13 protein-coding genes are annotated in these 17827 nt (G+C 68.9%); 7 read left to right on the forward strand and 6 right to left on the reverse strand.

All coding sequences use genetic code 11. The features are described 5' to 3' along the window. Nucleotides 1-2 precede the first annotated feature (2 nt). From xdhA to ACAM54_RS19200, 3 genes are all read right to left on the reverse strand, one after another. Complete coding sequence (gene xdhA / locus ACAM54_RS19190; protein ID WP_369648624.1) at nt 3-1610, reverse strand: xanthine dehydrogenase small subunit; 1608 nt, start codon at nt 1608-1610, stop codon at nt 3-5. Nucleotides 1611-1794: 184 nt separating this feature from the next. Then, a complete protein-coding gene (locus tag ACAM54_RS19195; protein WP_369648625.1) occupies nt 1795-3048 on the reverse strand; it encodes an Nramp family divalent metal transporter in 1254 nt (417 codons plus the stop codon). Nucleotides 3049-3146: 98 nt separating this feature from the next. After that, nucleotides 3147-4064 carry a LysR family transcriptional regulator gene (locus ACAM54_RS19200; protein WP_369648626.1) on the reverse strand — a complete coding sequence of 306 codons (918 nt, stop codon included), beginning with the start codon at nt 4062-4064 and terminating at the stop codon, nt 3147-3149. 79 nt (nt 4065-4143) lie between these two features. Between ACAM54_RS19200 and ACAM54_RS19205 the strand changes: the two genes are divergently transcribed. The 7 genes from ACAM54_RS19205 (at nt 4144) to mgtA (ending at nt 13167) form a co-directional block, all read left to right on the forward strand. Beyond that, the gene (locus ACAM54_RS19205; RefSeq protein ID WP_369648627.1) at nt 4144-6303 is read left to right on the forward strand and encodes a thiamine pyrophosphate-dependent enzyme; all 2160 of its coding nucleotides are present in this window, start codon (nt 4144-4146) and stop codon (nt 6301-6303) included. Nucleotides 6304-6311: 8 nt separating this feature from the next. After that, nucleotides 6312-7934, forward strand: a complete 1623-nt coding sequence (locus tag ACAM54_RS19210; protein ID WP_369648628.1) for an indolepyruvate oxidoreductase subunit beta family protein — start codon at nt 6312-6314, stop codon at nt 7932-7934. A 32-nt stretch (nt 7935-7966) separates the two neighbouring features. Next, complete coding sequence (locus tag ACAM54_RS19215; RefSeq protein WP_369648629.1) at nt 7967-8956, forward strand: Bug family tripartite tricarboxylate transporter substrate binding protein; 990 nt, start codon at nt 7967-7969, stop codon at nt 8954-8956. Between the two features lie 45 nt (nt 8957-9001). Further along, a complete protein-coding gene (locus ACAM54_RS19220) occupies nt 9002-9436 on the forward strand; it encodes a thioesterase family protein (protein WP_192322597.1) in 435 nt (144 codons plus the stop codon). A gap of 9 nt (nt 9437-9445) precedes the next feature. Further along, nucleotides 9446-9649 (forward strand): hypothetical protein, encoded by a 204-nt coding sequence (locus ACAM54_RS19225; protein WP_145745344.1) that lies wholly within the window; start codon nt 9446-9448, stop codon nt 9647-9649. A gap of 346 nt (nt 9650-9995) precedes the next feature. Further along, entirely contained in the window at nt 9996-10211 is a 216-nt protein-coding gene (locus tag ACAM54_RS19230; RefSeq protein ID WP_145745346.1) for a hypothetical protein, read from the forward strand. 205 nt (nt 10212-10416) lie between these two features. Further along, nucleotides 10417-13167 carry a magnesium-translocating P-type ATPase gene (mgtA, locus tag ACAM54_RS19235; protein WP_369648630.1) on the forward strand — a complete coding sequence of 917 codons (2751 nt, stop codon included), beginning with the start codon at nt 10417-10419 and terminating at the stop codon, nt 13165-13167. Between the two features lie 372 nt (nt 13168-13539). Here mgtA and ACAM54_RS19240 read toward each other — a convergent pair whose 3' ends face one another. The 3 genes from ACAM54_RS19240 to ACAM54_RS19250 form a co-directional block, all read right to left on the reverse strand. Next, nucleotides 13540-14982, reverse strand: a complete 1443-nt coding sequence (locus ACAM54_RS19240) for an NAD-dependent succinate-semialdehyde dehydrogenase (RefSeq protein ID WP_369648631.1) — start codon at nt 14980-14982, stop codon at nt 13540-13542. Between the two features lie 176 nt (nt 14983-15158). Continuing rightward, nucleotides 15159-16499 (reverse strand): glycerate kinase, encoded by a 1341-nt coding sequence (locus tag ACAM54_RS19245; protein ID WP_369648632.1) that lies wholly within the window; start codon nt 16497-16499, stop codon nt 15159-15161. Between the two features lie 63 nt (nt 16500-16562). Next, nucleotides 16563-17768 (reverse strand): urate hydroxylase PuuD, encoded by a 1206-nt coding sequence (locus ACAM54_RS19250; RefSeq protein ID WP_145745354.1) that lies wholly within the window; start codon nt 17766-17768, stop codon nt 16563-16565. Between the last annotated feature and the right edge of the window lie 59 nt (nt 17769-17827).

The raw sequence follows: 17827 nt of genomic DNA on the forward strand, positions 1-17827 counted from the left end.
GGTCAGGCTCCTTCGGCCGCGGCTTTGACCGTGGCATGAGGCATCACGCTCCACACGCTGGTTTCTTCGAGGGACAGCGGGTCTTCGGCCCGGGTTTCGAGCCAGAGGCGCTGGATCAGGTTCTGCGCCACCTGCAGCCGGTAGTCGGCCGAGGCGCGCATGTCCGACAGCGGCTTGAAGTCCTGCGCCAGCGCGAGCTTTGCGGCGGCGACGCTGGCCTGCGTCCACGGCTTGCCGACGAGCGCGGCCTCGGCGTTCGCGGCGCGCTTGACGATGGCGGCCATGCCGCCGAAGGCCAGGCGCACGGCCTTCACGGTGTCGCTACCCTGCTCCAGCTCGATCGCGAAGCCTGCGCACAGGGCCGAGATGTCGCAGTCGAAGCGCTTGCTGATCTTGTAGGCGCGCACCTGGCGGCGCATGGCCGCGAGCGGAACCGCCAGCCCCTGCACGAACTCGCCGGGCTGCAGCTGGTTCTTCATGTAGTCGATGTAGAAATCGGGCAGCGGCATGCGGCGCAGCACGTCGCCGCGGCGCAGCTCGATCTCGGCATCGAGCGACATCAGCACCGGCGGCGAATCGCCGATGGGCGAGCCGTTGGCCACGTTGCCGCCCATGGTGCCGGCATGGCGGATCGGCGGCGAGGCAAAGCGCAGCCACACGTCCGCGAGGCTCGGCACGCGCTGCACCAGGGCTTCGAAGGCGGCTTCGAGCGAGGCGCCGGCGCCGATGTAGAGCTCGTCGGCACGGGTCTCGATGGTCTTCATCTCGGCCACGTCGCCCACGTAGATGATGTCGCCGAGATCGCGGAACTGCTTGTTGACCCAGAGGCCGACGTCGGTCGAGCCGGCCAGCAGCTGGGCACGCGGCTTCTGCTCGCGCAATGCGGCGAGCTGGGCGATGGTCTTGGGGGCGTGGAAGTGGTCGACGCGGGCGCCGAGCGGCGCCGCGTAGTCCAGGCCGTCGTTCTGCAAGGCGGTGAGCGCCGCCACCACGGGCTTCGTGTCGAGCCGCACGGCCGGCAGGTCGAACATGCGCTGCCCCGCATCGAGGATCGGCCGGTAGCCGGTGCAGCGGCACAGGTTGCCCGACAGTTCGTCGGCCAGCTGCTGGCGCGTGGGCTGCGTGCCCTCGGCCTGGTGGTGCTCGTAGGCGGACCACAGCGACATCACGAAGCCGGGCGTGCAGAAGCCGCACTGCGAGCCATGGCAGTCGACCATCGCCTGCTGCACGGGGTGCAGCGTGTGGACGGCGTGCTTCTTGTCCTGCGGTTGGGCGGCCGCGCACTGCGCCTTCAGGTCTTCGACCGTGAACAGCGCCTTGCCGTGCAGCGTCGGCAGGAACTGGATGCAGGCGTTGACCGTCTGCAGTTGCAGCCCGCCGACCGTGCCCGGCGCGTTGGCGTCGCTGGCCAGTTCGCCGATCACCACGGTGCAGGCGCCGCAGTCGCCTTCGTTGCAGCCTTCCTTGGTGCCCGTGCAATGTGCGTCCTCGCGCAGCCAGTCGAGCACCGAGCGGGTCGGATGGACGCCACTGACGTCGACGATCCTGCCGCGGTGGAAGAAGCGGACGGGTTGCGTGCTGTTGTTGTTGCTGCTGCTCTCTGTGCTCATGCTCTTTGGCCTCGTGGGCGGCCCGGTTTTCCCGGCCAAGCCTGGACGTTAGCCGCTTGTGCCCCCGCCCACATACCGCAGGAGCCATATTGCGTATGTGGACGCGGGTATGCGGCCTAGGGGGAAACCCTGGAGAGCGAGAGCAATTCCCGGGCCATGGGCGGGGCCGCGCGTGCGACTCGCGTCAGCGCACCAAGTCCCACCCCATCATCAGGGCGGCGAACCCCATCAGCGCCGTGCCGCCCCAGCCGAGCCATCGCGTGCGGCGCCCCGAGGTGAACACGCCCATCACCTTCTCGCGCGTCACCAGGACCATCATCGCGGCCATGATCGGCACCGCGACAACCCCGTTGATCACGGCACTCCAGTAGAGCGCCTTCATCGGGTCGATCGGCGTGAAGTCGAGCGCCGTTCCCACCAGCGTGGCCACGGCGATGATGCCGTAGAACTCCTTGGCCTCGCGCCAGTGCCGCTCCAGCCCTTCTTCCCAGCCGAAGGCCTCCGCCACCGCATAGGCGGCCGACGAGGCCAGCACCGGCACCGCCAGCAAACCGGTCGCGATGATGCCGCCCGCGAAGAGCCAGAACGCGAAATCGCCCGCCAGCGGCCGCAGCGCCTCGGCCGCCTGCGCCGCCGAAGATACGTCGTGCACCCCCGCCGCGAACAGCACCGCCGCCCCCACCACCATCACGAAGAACGCGATCAGGTTCGAGAAGGTCATGCCCAGCCAAGTGTCGAGCCGCACGCGCCGCAGGTCGCGCCACACCTCCTGGTCGGTGCCGCGCCGCCCGCCCTTGAGCCGGAGTTCCTCGACTTCCTGCGAGGCCTGCCAGAAGAACAGGTACGGCGAGATGGTGGTGCCCAGCAGCGCCACGATCATCATCCAGTAGCTGCCGCTCCACTGCAGCCGGGGCACGACGAGGTCGTGCAGCACACGGCCCCATTCCACCTGCACAGCGAACACCGCCGCCACGTAGGCAAACAGCGTGAGCGTCAGCCACTTGAGGATGTGGGCCAGCTTGCGGTACGGCACGAACACCTGCAGCAGCACCGTGACCACGCCGAAGATCAGCGAAAGAAAATGCGCCCCGCCGCCCACCACCAGCTGCAGCGCCTCGCCCATGGCCGCGATGTCGGCCGCGATGTTGATGGTGTTGGCCACCACCAGCAGCGCCACCAGCACGAACAGAAAGCCCCGCGGCATGTGCTCGCGCAGGTTGGCCGCCACACCTTTGCCCGTGACCCGGCCGATGCGCGCCGACACCAGCTGGATCGCCACCATGAACGGCAGCGACAGGAACACCGTCCAGAGCAGGCCGGTGCCGAACTGGGCGCCCGCTTGGGTGTAGGTGGCAATGCCGGAGGGGTCGTCGTCGGCCGCACCGGTGACGACGCCAGGCCCAACGTGGCGCAGGAACGACGGAATACGTTTCTTCATGTGTGCCTCGATGGTGGCATGCCGAGCCTGACTGCCAGATGATCTTTCGCAGTCGCCCGCTAAAAAAACGCGCCGCTCCTGCGTCTTTCCTTCTTCCCTTATCCGGCCCGCTCGGAAAACAGCGCCGTGATCACCTGGCGCAGCCAGCGGTTCGCCGGATCGGCCTCGAAGCGCCTGCTCCAGTGCAGCGACACCGTGAAGTCGCGCAGCGGGAACGGCGGCTCGACGATGGCGTAGCCGCCCTCCTCGGCAAAGCCGCGCGCGATGTTGCGCGGCATCACCACCGCCAGGTCGGTGGCGCGCACGATGGCCGGCAGCACCATGAAGTGCTCGGTCGTCAGGCGCAGCCGGTCTTCGAGGTTCAGCAGCTGCAGGATGCGCAGCGTCTCGGCGTGCGTGCGCACTGCCACGTAGTCGAGCTCCTGCAGGGCCTCAAGCAGCGCCTGCCCGCTGCGGCGCCGCTTCACGAAGGGATGGCCCTTTCGCAGCAGCACGATGTAGCGGTCTTTCAGGAGCTGGGCGCGCTGCGTGTCCTTCACCTTGGGCAAAAAGCCGAAGGCGAAGTCGACCCGGCCGCTGTCGAGCGCCGTGGCAATGTCCCCGGTGGCCAGCGGCATGGTCTCGACGCGCACGCCCGGTGACAGCTCGCGCAGCCGCACCATCAGCGCCGGCAGGAAACGCCCCTCGCCGATGTCGCTCATGTGGATGCGAAACAGCTTGCGCGAGGCGGCCGGGTCGAAGCGCTCGGGCTCGGCCAACGCCTGCTGCAGCATGGCCAGCGCCGCCTGCACCGGCACCGCCAGCCGCTCCGCCCGCGGCGTCGGCGCCACGCCGCCGGGGGTGCGCGTGAAGAGCGCATCGCCCAGCAGCAGGCGCAGCCGCGTGAGGCCATGGCTGGCCGCCGGCTGCGTCAGGCCCAGGGCCTCGGCGGCACGGCTCACGCTGCGGGCGCGGAAGACCGCATCGAAGAGCCGCAGCAGGTTGAGGTCGAGCTTTTCGATATGCATGGCGTTCATGTTGGATAGCTGGCTTATTTTATTGATGTATGGCGGCGCGCCGACCACACTGCGAGACCCCCAGAAAAAAAGAGACACGATGGAAGTTTCATTCAGCAAGGAAGTGGAGACGCTGCGCCTCGGCGCAGGCGACACCTTCCACGGCGAGGGCATCCTCGCGATCACCAAGGGCCTGCTGCAGTCGGGCGTGGCCTACGTAGGCGGCTACCAGGGCGCACCGGTGTCGCACCTGCTCGACGTGATGGTGCAGGGCAAGGCCTACATGGACGAGCTCGGCGTGCACGTGGAAGCCTGCTCCAACGAAGCCTCGGCCGCGGCCATGCTCGGCGCCTCCATCCACTACCCGCTGCGCGGCGCGGTCACCTGGAAGTCGATAGTCGGCACCAACGTGGCGGCCGATGCGCTCTCCAACCTGTCGTCGCCCGGCGTGACCGGCGGCGTGCTGGTGGTGGTGGGCGAGGACTACGGCGAAGGCGCCAGCGTGATCCAGGAGCGCACGCATGCCTATGCGCTCAAGTCGAGCATGTGCCTGCTCGATCCGCGGCCCGACCTCGGCGTGATGGTGCGCATGGTGGAAGAAGGCTTCCGCCTGTCCGAGACCTCGAACATGCCCTGCCTGATGGAGCTGCGCATCCGCACCTGCCACGTGCGCGGCAGCTTCGAGTGCAAGGACAACATCGCGCCCGCGGTGTCGACCCGCGCGCTGATGAGCGAGCCCGCGGGCTTCGACTACATGCGGCTCGCGCATCCGCCGGTCACCTTCCGCCATGAAAAGCTCAAGGGCGACGAGCGCATTCCGGCCGCACGGCGCTACATCGTCGAACATGCGCTCAACGAGCTGATTCCGGGCCGCGCCCATGCCGACCTCGGCATCGTGGTGCAGGGCGGGCTCTACAACGCGCTGATCCGCAGCCTGCAGCAGCAGGGGCTGGCCGACGCCTTCGGCGAGACCGACATCCCGATCCTGGTGCTCAACGTGACCTACCCGCTGGTGCCCGAGCAGGTGGCCGACTTCTGCGTGGGCAAGCGCGCGGTGCTGGTGGTGGAGGAAGGCCAGCCCGAATACATCGAGCAGGACATCGCCACCCTGCTGCGCCGGCGCGACATCCAGACGCCGCTGCACGGCAAGGACATGCTGCCCGCAGCGGGCGAATACGGCGTCGAGGTGCTTGCTGGCGGCCTCGGCGCGTTCGCCGCGAAATACATCGAGGCCAGCGAGGCTTCATCTTCCGCGCAGGCCTGGCTGGCCGGCAACCGCGCGCGCCGCGAGGCCGTGGCGCGCCAGCTCGAGACGCTGCTGCCCAACCGGCCGCCGAGCTTCTGCATCGGCTGCCCCGAGCGCCCCGTGTTCTCGGCGCTCAAGCTCGCGCAGCAGGAGACGGGGCCGGTGCACATCGCGGCCGACATCGGCTGCCATGCCTTCGGCACCTTCGAGCCCTTCTCGATGGGGCATTCGATCCTGGGCTACGGCATGAGCCTGGCGAGCCGCGCGGGCGTGGCGCCGATGATGAACCGCCGCACCTTGTCGATCATGGGCGACGGCGGCTTCTGGCACAACGGCCTGCTCACGGGCGTGCAGAGCGCGCTGTTCAACGGCGACGACGCGGTGCTGCTGATCTTCAAGAACGGCTACACCTCGGCCACCGGCACGCAGGACATCATCTCCACGCCCGACGACGAGATGAAGGAGCGCGCCGTCGACAAGCAGCAGAGCCTGGTCGACAAGAACCAGACCATCGAGGCCACGCTCAAGGGCCTGGGCGTGCAGTGGATGCGCACCGTCACCACCTACGACGTGGAGCGCATGCGCAAGACGCTGACCGAGGCGCTCACCAGCGACTTCAACGGCCTCAAGGTGGTGATTGCCGAGGGCGAATGCCAGCTCGAGCGCCAGCGCCGCATCAAGCCCTGGATTGCCGGCCTGCTTCAGCGCGGCGAGCGCGTGGTGCGCGTGAAGTACGGCGTCGACGAGGACGTGTGCAACGGCGACCACGCCTGTATCCGCCTGTCGGGCTGCCCCACGCTCACGCTCAGGGACAACCCCGATCCGCTCAAGGTCGACCCCGTGGCCACCGTGATCGACGGCTGCGTGGGCTGCGGCCTGTGCGGCGAGAACGCGCATGCGGCCACGCTGTGCCCGAGCTTCTACCGCGCCGAGGTGGTGCAGAACCCGAAGTGGCATGAACGCCTGCTGCACGCGCTGCGCGGCGCCATGGTGCGCGTGCTGCAACCCGCATGAGAGACGACATGGAACAGAACCGCCCCATCACCCTGCTCGTCTGCGCCCTCGGCGGCGAAGGCGGCGGCGTGCTCACCGAATGGCTGGTCGACATCGCCCGCCATGCCGGCTATGCCGCGCAGAGCACTTCGATTCCCGGCGTGGCGCAGCGCACCGGCGCCACCACCTACTACATCGAGGTGTTCCCGGTGCCGATCGCGCAACTCGGCGGCCAGCGCCCGGTGTTCAGCCTGAGCCCGGTGCCGGGCGCGCTCGACGCCATCGTGTCGTCGGAGCTGCTCGAGACCGCGCGCCAGATCGGCAACGGCATGAGCGCGCCGCTGCGCACGCTGGTCATCAGTTCGTCGGCGCGCATCTTCACCACCGCCGAGCGCATGCAGCCTGGCGACGGGCGCGCCGATGCGCAGCGACTGCTCGACGTGGTGAAAGCCTTCAGCCGCGAACACCATGTGTTCGACATGAATGCCGTGGCGCGCGAGACCGGTACGGTGGTCAGCGCGGTGATGCTCGGCGCCATCGCTGGCAGCGGCCTGTTCCCGTTCCCGCGCGAGGCCTTCGAGCATGTGGTGCGCGGCGGCGATGCCCGCGCGCCCGAGAAGCTCGGCAGGATGGCTGCAGCCAGCCTGCGCGGCTTCGCAGCGGGCTTCGAGGCCGTGGGCACGCCGCGCGCGCAGGCCGCCTTCGTGAGCAGCGTGCTGGCCGCCGACACGCGCGACGCGCCGCCACCGCCGCGCGCATTGCCGGACGAACTCGCGCGGCGCTTTCCGCCCGCCGTGCACGACATGCTTGCGCTCGGCCATGCGCGCGTGCTCGACTACCAGGACGCTGCCTACGCCGCGCTCTATGCCGAGCGGCTGGGCCGGCTGCTCGATGCCGAGCGCGCCGCCGACCCGGCCGGCGCACAGGGCTTTGCCATCACCCGCGCAGCCGCGCGCTGGCTCGCGCTGTGGATGGCCTTCGACGACATCGTGCGCGTGGCCGCGCTCAAGGGCCGCGCCAGCCGCGCACAGCGCGTGCGGCAGGAGGTGCGCGCGGCCGACGAAGACATCGTGAAGGTCTACGACCACTTCAAGCCCGGCGCGGCCGAGTTCGCCGCGCTGCTGCCGCCGGGCCTGGCGCGCCGCGTCACCGCATGGGACCGCGGCCGGCAGGCACGCGGCCTCGCGCCCTGGGCGCTGCCGTTGAAGGTGGGCAGCCACTCGGTGCTCGGCATGGCCTCCCTGCGCCTCTTGTCTTCGCTGAAGTGGCTGCGCCGCCGCGGCCATCGCTTTGCCGAGGAACAGGCGCTGATCGAGCGCTGGCTCGCGGCGGTGGAGGCCGGCACGCGCGAGGCCTGGGTGCTGGGCCATGAGCTGGCGCTGTGCGGACGGCTCATCAAGGGCTACGGCAGCACCAACGAGCGCGGCAAGGAAAACCTGCTGCACGTGATCGGCGAACTCGCAGGCCGCGCAACGCTCGCCGCGCCGGCACGCGCCGAGGCGATTGCCGCAGCGCGCGAAGCAGCCCTGGCCGACGAGGGCGGCACGGCGCTCGACGCCGCGCTGGTGCGCCACGGTGCCGCACCGCGGCCGGTGCAGGCGCAGCCTATCCGCTGGATGAGGCGGCCGCCGTCCACCGCCGGCCGACCCTGATTCCACAACAAACAACCCAGGAGACACCACCCATGCCCCACCACGCCCTTCCCTGGCGGCGACGCCTGCTGTTCACCGCCGCCTGCGCGCTGCTGGCCTGTGCGCAGGCACCGGCGCATGCCGACACCTGGCCCGCCAAGCCGATCAAGGTGGTCGTCAACTTTCCGCCCGGCGGCGCCGCCGACCAGATCGCGCGCGCGGTCTCGCAGCCGCTGCAGGAGGCGCTCAAGCAGCCGGTGGTGATCGAGAACCGCGCGGGCGCCAACGGCAACGTCGGCGGCGAAGCGGTGGCGCGCGCACCGGCCGACGGCTACACGCTGCTCATGAGTTCGGGCGGCATGGTGTCGGTGAACCCGCATCTGTATTCGCGCATGAGCTTCGATCCCGCGAAGGACCTGGTGCCGGTGGCGGCGGCCGCGCGCGTGCTGGTGTTCCTGGTAACCAGGCCCGCGCTGCCGCCCACCAACATCCGGGAGTTCATCGCGTACCTCAAGGCCAACCCGGGCAAGCTGTCGTACGGCTCGCCGGGCAACGGCAGCTCACCGCACCTGGCGGGCGAGATGTTCAAGAGCCAGGCCGGCGTCTTCGCGCTGCACGTGCCCTACCGCGGCGCGGCGCCCGCGCTGCAGGACCTGCTGGCGGGCCAGATCGACTATGCGTTCGACCCGGGCATCGGCCTGCAGCAGGTGCGCGCGGGCAAGCTCCGGCTGCTGGCGGTGGGCAGCCCGCACCGCTCGCCGCAGTTCCCCGACGTGCCCACGCTCGACGAGGCCGGACTGCGCGGCTTCGACGCCGACACCGTGTTCGGCTTCTATGCGCCCGCAGGCACGCCGCCGGAGGTGGTGGCACAACTCAACGCGCAGATCAACCGCGCGCTCGTACTGCCGGCCGTGAAGGAACGCATCGCCTCGCTTGGCGGCGAAGCATTGCCGGGCTCGCCGGCCGATTTCCAGCGGCGCGCGGCGGCCGATTCGCAGCGCTTCGGCGCGCTGATCCGCGACCGCAAGATCGTCGCGGATTGAGCGCGCGCATCGCCCCCCGTGGCCGCCGACGGCGAGAATGAACCGATGAGCAGCAACAGCAAAGAGATCACCTACACCGCACGCGTCGAGTTCGGCGACTGCGACCCGGCCGGCATCGTCTGGTTCCCCAACTTCTTCCGCTGGATCGATGCGGCCTCGCGCCACTTCTTCGCCGAATGCGGCGTGCCGCGCTGGGAAGAAACGGCGCAGACACTGGGCGTGATCGGCACGCCGCTGGTCGACACGCACACGCGCTTCGTCAAGGCCGCGAGCTACGGCGACACGCTGCAGATCGCGGTGCGCATCACCGAATGGCGCGACAAGAGCTTCGTGCAGACCTACCGCGTGCTGCGCGGCGACGAACTGATCCTCGAATGCGAGGAGGTGCGCATCTTCGCGGCGAAGCGCGAAGGCGGCGGCATCCGCGCGGTGCCCATTCCACCCGCGATCCGCGCGCTCTGCGACGAGGCCGCATCTTAGAATGGCCCGATGAACTGGCGCACTCTTCTTCCATTCGCTCTGCTCGCCACCGGCTGCTCGACGCTCCCCAACGAAGTGGTGCCCGTGCGCGAAGGCGTGCTGCGCGCTCCCACGTACACGCAGGCGGCCGACCATTGCAGCGCCAAGGGCCAGGCGCCGCGCTGGCTCGGCAAGGCGCCAGCGGAGGCCGGCGTGCTGTTCCAGTGCTACTGAGCCTGGCCGCCGCGCGGCAACGACCTGCCCGCGCCACAGGACATCGCCAAAAAGGTTGACGCTCTTTGTGATGCGGTGCAACAATCCCGCATCTTTACTTCGGAGCCCCGTGCGTGGACAGTGCCAGTTGGATCAGTGACAAGACGCGTGCCTCGGCAGGCGTGACACATCCGGCCCTCTAGCGCAGGCTCTTTTGCGCTGCGGCCGCCGTGCACGCAGCCTGACCCGTTCGCCATTCCAGGCCAGCGGTTCTCCCTTCCGAATCCCGCCGTTCTTCGTCACTGACTTTTTCAGTCAGCTTGCGTGTGTCCGTGCACGAGGCTCCTTCATGCGAAGGAGCCTTGCCATGCGTCAATTCCAGTCTCGTCAGCAGCACCTGCAGCAGCAACACCAGCCGGTGCAGGAATCCGCTCGCGCGTCTGCGCATGCGCCGACGCGTGCGGTCACGGCGCAGGACATCGACAACGAAATGCTGGACCGCGCCGCCGCGCTCTGGACCACGCGGCGCATCCGCAGCTTCTTCCTGCTGCTCGAGCGGCCGCCGCGCGCCGGCCAGCGCTGACGCGCCGCACCGCCCCCACCGCCGGACACGCAAGAAACAAGGAGGCCTGATGGATCCCGCTTCTCGTTGGCGCCCCTGTGCGCCACCCCTCGCCCGCCCGATCGACCACACCGAAATGCAGCGCGCCGCGCCGCCAGGGGATTCCCACGCCTGATTGACGCGGGAGGTTCTTCCCTTCGCGGCCGGCGCCGTGAAGGAATACAAAATGAAGAACGTCCTGAAGTCCCTTTTCGAGAGCTTCCTGCGCAGCCGCCGCATGCTGCACCACTTCGAGCGCTGGCAGACGCTGCTGGGCTCGAAGCCCGCAGGCACGGCTTCGGCGGCCATGCCGCCCGACATCGCCAGGGCACTGTCCGCCGCATCGCGTGCCGATGCCGGCGCCATGCTGGCCAGCCTGCACAGCTCGCCGCAAGGCCTGGCCGAAGACGAGGCGCAGGCGCTGCGCAAGCAGTTCGGCGGCAACGAGGTGCGCCACGAGCAGCCGCTGCCGTGGTGGACGCACCTGTGGCAGTGCTACCGCAATCCGTTCAACCTGCTGCTGACGGTGCTGGCTCTGGTCTCCTACGTGACCGAGGACATGAAGGCCGCGCTCGTGATCGGCAGCATGGTGGTGCTGTCGACGGTGCTGCGCTTCGTGCAGGAATCGCGCTCTGGCAAGGCTGCGGAGCGGCTCAAGGCGATGGTGAGCAACACCGCCACCGTGCTGCGGCCCGCGCCCGCCGAAGGCGCCGGCGCCCCGCATGCGGAGGCGGTGCGCGCCGAGGTGCCGATGCGCGAACTGGTGCCGGGCGACGTGATCGCGCTCTCGGCCGGCGACATGATCCCGGCCGACTGCCGGCTGCTCGCCGCCAAGGACCTGTTCATCAGCCAGTCCGCGCTGACCGGCGAAGCGATGCCCGTGGAGAAATTCAGCGCCGACCGCAGCAGCGATGAAGCCGGCGTGCTCGAGCGCGACAACCTGCTCTTCATGGGCACCAGCGTGGTCAGCGGCAGCGCCACCGCGCTCATCGTGCACACCGGCAGCCGCACCTTCTTCGGCGCACTGGCGCAGCGCGTGACCGCCGTCGACCAGGGCACCAGCGCGTTCCAGGCCGGCATCAACCGCGTGAGCTGGGTGCTGATCCGCTTCATGCTGGTGATGGCGCCGCTGGTGCTGGTGATCAATGGCGTGGCCAAGGGCGACTGGTGGGAGGCGGCGCTGTTCGCGCTGTCGATCGCGGTCGGCCTCACGCCCGAGATGCTGCCGATGATCGTGACCGCCACGCTGGCCAAGGGCGCGGTCGTGATGTCGCGGCAGAAGGTGATCGTGAAGCGGCTGGAAGCCATCCACAACTTCGGCGCCATGGACGTGCTGTGCACCGACAAGACCGGCACGCTGACGCAGGACCGCATCGTGCTGGAGCGCCACACCAACGCCTGGGGCGAAGCCTCGGACCACGTGCTGCAGATGGCCTACCTGAACAGCTTCCACCAGACGGGCCTGAAGAACCTGCTCGACAAGGCCGTGCTGAGCCACGCCGAGATGCAGCTGGAAACGCGTCTGCAGACGGCCTGGCGCAAGATCGACGAGGTGCCCTTCGACTTCGCGCGCCGCCGCATGTCGGTGGTGGTGGAGAACGGCGGCAGCGAGCACCTGCTGATCTGCAAGGGCGCGCTGGAAGAGATTCTCTCGGCCTGCGCCTCGGTCGAGCGCGGCGACGAGGTGCTGCCGCTCGATGCTGATGTTCTCGCGCGCATCCACGGCATCGCGTCGGAGCTCAACACCCAGGGCCTGCGCGTGGTGGCCGTGGCCAGCCGCGTGCTGGCCGCGGGGGCGCAACGGCCGGTCCAGGTCGCCTACGGCGTGGCCGACGAAACGGCGCTCACGCTGCTGGGCTACGTCGCGTTTCTCGATCCGCCGAAGGAATCGACCGCGCCCGCGCTGCGCGCGCTGGCCGCGCACGGCGTGGCGGTAAAGGTGCTGACGGGCGACAACGAGCTGGTCGCGCGCAAGGTCTGCGTCGACGTCGGCATCGAGGCCGGCCGCGTGGTGCTGGGGCGCGAGATCGAGGCGCTGGACGACGCCGGCCTGCGCGCGCTGGCCGAGCAGCACCAGGTGTTCGCCAAGCTCACGCCTGCGCACAAGGAACGCATCGTGCGTGCGCTGCATGCGAACGGGCATGTGGTGGGCTTCATGGGCGACGGCATCAACGACGCGCCCGCGCTGCGTGCGGCCGACATCGGCATCTCGGTGAACGGCGCAGTGGACGTGGCCAAGGAGTCGGCGGACATCATCCTGCTCGAGAAGAGCCTCATGGTGCTGGAGCAGGGCGTGGTGGAAGGCCGCCGCACCTTTGCCAACATGCTGAAGTACATCAAGCTGACCGCGAGCTCGAATTTCGGCAACGTGTTCTCGGTGCTGGTGGCCAGCGCGTTCCTGCCCTTCCTGCCGATGCTGCCGCTGCATCTGCTGGTGCAGAACCTGCTGTACGACGTGTCGCAGATCGTGATTCCGTTCGACAACGTCGACGCCGAATTCCTGCAAAAGCCGCAGCGCTGGAACCCGGCCGACCTGGGCCGCTTCATGCTGTTCTTCGGGCCGCTGAGCTCGGTGTTCGACATCCTGACCTACGCGGTGATGTGGTTCGCGTTCTCGGCCAACACGGTGGCGCACCAGGCGCTGTTCCAGTCGGGCTGGTTCGTCGAGGGCCTGCTGTCGCAGACGCTGGTCGTGCACCTGATCCGCACCCGCAAGATCCCGTTCCTGCAAAGCCGCGCGGCCTGGCCGCTGCTGGCAATGGGCGCAGCGATTGCCGCGGCGGGCATCTGGCTGCCGATGGGGCGGCTCGCGCACTACTTCAGGCTGCAGGCGCTTCCGCTGGCCTACTTTCCGTGGCTGACCGCGATGCTGGCGGGGTATGCGACGCTCACGCAGGCGGTCAAGGGGTGGTATGCGCGACGGTTTGGGTGGCAGTGATGTTCTGTTTTGGGCGCTTTTATTCAGGGCGCTTCATTCGGGGCGCGTGCACAGGCCACCGGGTACTCCCCTCCGCGAATGTCCCCCGGGGCTGCGCCCCTCCTCCTTTATTTCGCTGCGGGGAGCACCCGATGTCCTGTGCACGAGGGCACGCTGCTGGTGTATCGCTGATCAACGACCGCTGCGCATAACGCTCCCGTCGATGGGGTGCCTTGCGCAGCGAAATTAAGGAGGAGGCCGAAGGCCGGGGGACATTCGCGGAGCAAGGTACCCCGTCGGCGGGAGCGCGCCCTGAAATAAAGCATAAAAAAAACGGCACCGCCGCAAAGCGATGCCGTTTTTTACAAGAACCGAAGCGGACCGAACGGCCGTTCAGACGCTCATGATCGAAACAGCCTTGGTGTTCAGGTAGGCCTCGAGCGCCTCCGGGCCGCCTTCCGAGCCGTAGCCCGAATCCTTCACGCCGCCGAACGGCATCTCGGGCGAGGGCGCGGCGGGCTGGTTGATCCACAGCATGCCGAGTTCGAGCTTCTGGCTCAGCAGGTGCGCGTTCTTGATCGACTTGGTGAAGGCATAGCCGGCCAGGCCGAATGGCAGGCGGTTGGCTTCGGCGATGGCTTCCTCGAGCGTGTCGAAGCCGCGGATCGCCGCGATGGGGCCGAAGGGCTCGTTGTTGAACACGTCGGCGTCGAGCGGCACGTCGGTCAGCACGGTGGGTGCGAAGAAGTTGCCGGTGTCGCCGACACGCTCGCCGCCGGCTGCCACGGTGGCGCCCTTCTTGCGCGCATCTTCCAGCACGTGGGCCATGGCCGTGAGGCGGCGCGCGTTGGCGAGCGGGCCGAGGGTCGTGCCCTCGGCCAGGCCGTCGCCGAGCTTCAGGCCTTCGGTGTACTTGACCAGCGTGCGGGCGAATTCCTCGCGCAGGCTGTTGTGCACCAGGAAGCGGGTCGGCGAGATGCAGACCTGGCCCGCATTGCGGAACTTGGCAGCACCTGCGGCCTTCACCGCCAGCGCCACGTCGGCGTCCTCGGCCACGATGACCGGTGCGTGGCCGCCCAGCTCCATGGTGACGCGCTTCATGTGCGAGCCGGCCAGTGCGGCCAGCTGCTTGCCGACCGGGGTGGAGCCTGTGAAGGTGACCTTGCGGATGATCGGATGCGAGATCAGGTAGTTCGAGATTTCAGCCGGGTTGCCGAACACCAGGCCCACGGTGCCGGGCGGAATGCCGGCATCGACGAAAGCCTGCAGCAGCGCGGCGGGCGAAGCCGGGGTTTCTTCGGGCGCCTTGACCAGGAACGAGCAGCCGGTGGCCAGCGCGGCGCCGAGCTTGCGCACGATCTGGTTGATGGGGAAGTTCCAGGGCGTGAACGCGGCGACCGGGCCCAGCGGCTCCTTGATCACCAGCTGCTGCGCATTCAGGTTGCGCGAAGGCACGATGCGGCCGTAGACGCGGCGGCCTTCGTCGGCGAACCATTCGATGATGTCGGCGGCGGCCAGCGTCTCGCCCTTGGCCTCGGCCAGCGGCTTGCCCTGCTCCTGCGTCAGCAGCTTGGCGATCTCGGGGGCGCGCTCGCGGATCAGGCCGGCCGCGCGGCGCATGACGGCGGCGCGCTCGTTGGCGGGCGTGTTGCGCCAGGTTTCGAAGCCGCGCTGGGCGGCGGCCAGGGCGCGGTCGAGGTCGGTGATGCTGGCATGCGCCACCTTGCCGATGGCCTTGCCGGTGGCCGGGTTCACGACGTCCAGCGTCTTGCCGCCGGTGGCGTCGACCCATTCGTTGTCGATCAGCAGGCGGGTGTCGGTGTAGGTGGCGGTCATGGCGAACTTTTCCTTCGAGGACTGGATGATGAAAAGGGGAAATCTGGGTGCGCGGCGCGGCACCCGGAAGGTGCGCTTGCGACAGCGGCGGCAAATTGCCGCCGGGTGCATAGATTAACCCGAGTTCGCGAAGCCCGCCGGAGCCGGGAAACCGGCCCCTTTGGCCGTTACAGCCGCTACAGGATCAGCAGCGCGCGAAAGTCGTTCACGTTGGTGTTCGTGGGGCCGGTCACGAACAGGTCGCCGATGGCGTCGAAGTAGCCGTAGGCGTCATTGCGGTCCAGGTGGTCCGACAGCTTCTTTCCGGCGGCCGTGGCGCGCGCCAGCGTGTCGGGCGTGACGAAGGCGCCGGCGTTGTCTTCCACGCCGTCGATGCCGTCGGTGTCCGCGGCCAGCGCCCAGACCTGCGGCTGGCCCATCAGCGCGCAGGCCAGGCCCATGCACAGTTCGCCGGCGCGCCCGCCGCGGCCCTTGGCCTGGCCGGGCTGGCGCGGGCGGATCGTGACGGTGGTCTCGCCGCCCGAGAGAATGACGCAGGGCCGTGCGAACGGCTGGCCGCGGTGCGCCACGGCGCGCGCCAGCGCGGCATGCACCTTGCCGACCTCGCGCGATTCGCCTTCGATCTCGTCGCTGAGGATGTGGGCCTCGATGCCGGCCTCGCGTGCTGCCTTGGCGGCCGCTTCGAGCGACTGCTGCGGCGTGGCGATCAGGTGGACTTCATGGCCTTTGAAGACCGCGTCCTCCGGCTTTGGCGTTTCGAGTTCGCCACTCTCGAGCCGCGCGCGCACCGGCGCCGGCAGCTCGATGCCGTAGCGGTCGAGGATGGCGAGCGCGTCGGCGCAGGTGGTGGCGTCGGGCACCGTGGGGCCGCTCGCGATGACGGCCGGGTCGTCGCCCGGCACGTCGCTGATGGTGAGCGTCACCACGCGCGCCGGCGCACAGGCCGCGGCCAGACGGCCGCCCTTGATGCGCGACAGGTGCTTGCGCACGCAGTTCATCTCGCCGATGCCGGCGCCGCTGTCCAGCAGCTGCTTGTTGATACGCTGCTTGTCGGCCAGCGTCAGGCCTTCGGCCGGCAGCACCAGCAGCGAGGACCCGCCGCCGGAGATCAGGCACAGCACGAGGTCGTCGGCCGTGAGACCCTGCGTGAGCGCGAGGATGCGCTCGGCGGCCTGCTGGCCGGCCGCGTCGGGCACCGGATGCGCGGCTTCGACGAGCTCGATGCGCTGCGGCACGCCCTCGGGGCGCGGCGGGATGTGGTCGTAGCGCGTGACGACGAGGCCCGAGAGCGGCGCGTCGGCCGGCCACAGGGCTTCGAGCGCCTGCACCATCGAGCCGCCGGCCTTGCCGGCGCCCAGCACCAGCGTGCGGCCCTTGGGCGGCCTGGGCAGATGGGCGCCCAATGTGGACAGCGGCAGCGCGCGGTCCACCGCCACGCGGTAGAGATGTTCGAGGAAGGCGCGCGGGGCCTCGCGCGGATCGGGGGTGGGCAGTGAGGACGGGTTCGATGCGGTCATGGCTTGCTTTGTCTCCAACCGGCAATTGTGCGGGGAACGGCGCCCCCCGCTCCTGACTCCGGTCTAGTTCGTTTTCGCGCCGGCCTGGAACCAGCGGCCGACCAGCGCGCGTTCTTCGTCGGTGATGCCGGTCGCGTTGTTCATCGGCATGATCTTCGTCACCACCACCTGCTGGTAGATGGCCTGCGCATGTGCTGCCACCTGCTCGGGCGAATCGACGCGCACGTTCTTCATCTGCACGGCCTCGCCGTGGCACATGAAGCAGCGCTGCTCGAGCACCTTCTGCACGTCCTTGAACGCCACGGCGGGCGCCGCTGCCGAGGCGACGGGCGCGGCCGCCGGCTCGGGCTTCATCCAGACGATGGTGAGCCCCAGCACCACGATGCCGATCAGCGCATAGGGCAGCGGATTGCCCGCGTTGCCAAGCTTGAAGCGGTGCCGCACCACGAAGAACTGCCGGATCGCCGCGCCGCCCAGCATGATCAGCAGCAGCACGATCCAGTTGTACTTGTGGGTGTAGGTGAAGCTGTAGTGGTTGCTGAGCATCGCGAACAGCACCGGCAGCGTGAAGTACGTGTTGTGCACGCTGCGCTGCTTGCCGCGCTGCCCGTGCACCGGATCGACCGGCCGGCCTTCACGCAGGGCCTGCACGTTCTTGCGCTGGCCCGGAATGATCCAGAAGAACACGTTGCCGCTCATCGTGGTGGCCATCATCGCGCCCACCAGCAGGAAGGCCGCGCGGCCCGCGAACCACTGGCAGGCCAGCCAGGTCGCGAACACGATGAAGAGCGCGATCAGCACGCCGACGATGGTGTCGCCGTTCTTGCGGCGGCCGAAGATCTGGCAGATGCCGTCGTAGACCATCCAGAACACGACGAAGAAGGCCAGCGCCACGCCGATGGCGGCGCCGGGCTGCCAGTCCATCTTCGACTTGTCGATCAGGTAGGTGCTCGCGTTCCACAGGTACGACATGGTGAAGAGCGCAAAGCCCGTGAGCCAGGTGCTGTAGCTCTCCCAGTACGACCAGTGCAGGTGGTCCGGCAGCCTCTTGGGCGCCAGCGCGTACTTCTGCATGTTGTAGAAGCCGCCGCCGTGCACGGCCCACTGCTCCCCGCCCACGCCCTTGTCGAGCGACTCGGCGTCCTGCGGCTTCTCGAGGCTGTTGTCCAGCATCACGAAGTAGAAGGAAGCGCCGATCCAGGCGATGGCGGTGATGACGTGGACCCAGCGCAGCAGCAGGTTGGCCCAGTCGAGGTAATAGCTTTCCATGTGGTGCTCTCTCTCAACCCCTTCGGCGCGTGGGAACGCCGCGAAGGGGTTTCTTCAGC

The organism is Variovorax sp. V93, assembly GCF_041154485.1.
Classification (GTDB): domain Bacteria; phylum Pseudomonadota; class Gammaproteobacteria; order Burkholderiales; family Burkholderiaceae_C; genus Variovorax; species Variovorax beijingensis_A.

Excerpts from the sequence above, each read along its gene's own strand:
- xdhA (WP_369648624.1), bottom strand. The coding sequence starts at position 1,610 with ATGAGCACAGAGAGCAGCAGCAACAACAACAGCACGCAACCCGTCCGC.
- ACAM54_RS19195 (WP_369648625.1), bottom strand. The coding sequence starts at position 3,048 with ATGAAGAAACGTATTCCGTCGTTCCTGCGCCACGTTGGGCCTGGCGTC.
- ACAM54_RS19200 (WP_369648626.1), bottom strand. The coding sequence starts at position 4,064 with ATGAACGCCATGCATATCGAAAAGCTCGACCTCAACCTGCTGCGGCTC.
- ACAM54_RS19205 (WP_369648627.1), top strand. The coding sequence starts at position 4,144 with ATGGAAGTTTCATTCAGCAAGGAAGTGGAGACGCTGCGCCTCGGCGCA.
- ACAM54_RS19210 (WP_369648628.1), top strand. The coding sequence starts at position 6,312 with ATGGAACAGAACCGCCCCATCACCCTGCTCGTCTGCGCCCTCGGCGGC.
- ACAM54_RS19215 (WP_369648629.1), top strand. The coding sequence starts at position 7,967 with ATGCCCCACCACGCCCTTCCCTGGCGGCGACGCCTGCTGTTCACCGCC.
- ACAM54_RS19220 (WP_192322597.1), top strand. The coding sequence starts at position 9,002 with ATGAGCAGCAACAGCAAAGAGATCACCTACACCGCACGCGTCGAGTTC.
- ACAM54_RS19225 (WP_145745344.1), top strand. The coding sequence starts at position 9,446 with ATGAACTGGCGCACTCTTCTTCCATTCGCTCTGCTCGCCACCGGCTGC.
- ACAM54_RS19230 (WP_145745346.1), top strand. The coding sequence starts at position 9,996 with ATGCGTCAATTCCAGTCTCGTCAGCAGCACCTGCAGCAGCAACACCAG.
- mgtA (WP_369648630.1), top strand. The coding sequence starts at position 10,417 with ATGAAGAACGTCCTGAAGTCCCTTTTCGAGAGCTTCCTGCGCAGCCGC.
- ACAM54_RS19240 (WP_369648631.1), bottom strand. The coding sequence starts at position 14,982 with ATGACCGCCACCTACACCGACACCCGCCTGCTGATCGACAACGAATGG.
- ACAM54_RS19245 (WP_369648632.1), bottom strand. The coding sequence starts at position 16,499 with ATGACCGCATCGAACCCGTCCTCACTGCCCACCCCCGATCCGCGCGAG.
- ACAM54_RS19250 (WP_145745354.1), bottom strand. The coding sequence starts at position 17,768 with ATGGAAAGCTATTACCTCGACTGGGCCAACCTGCTGCTGCGCTGGGTC.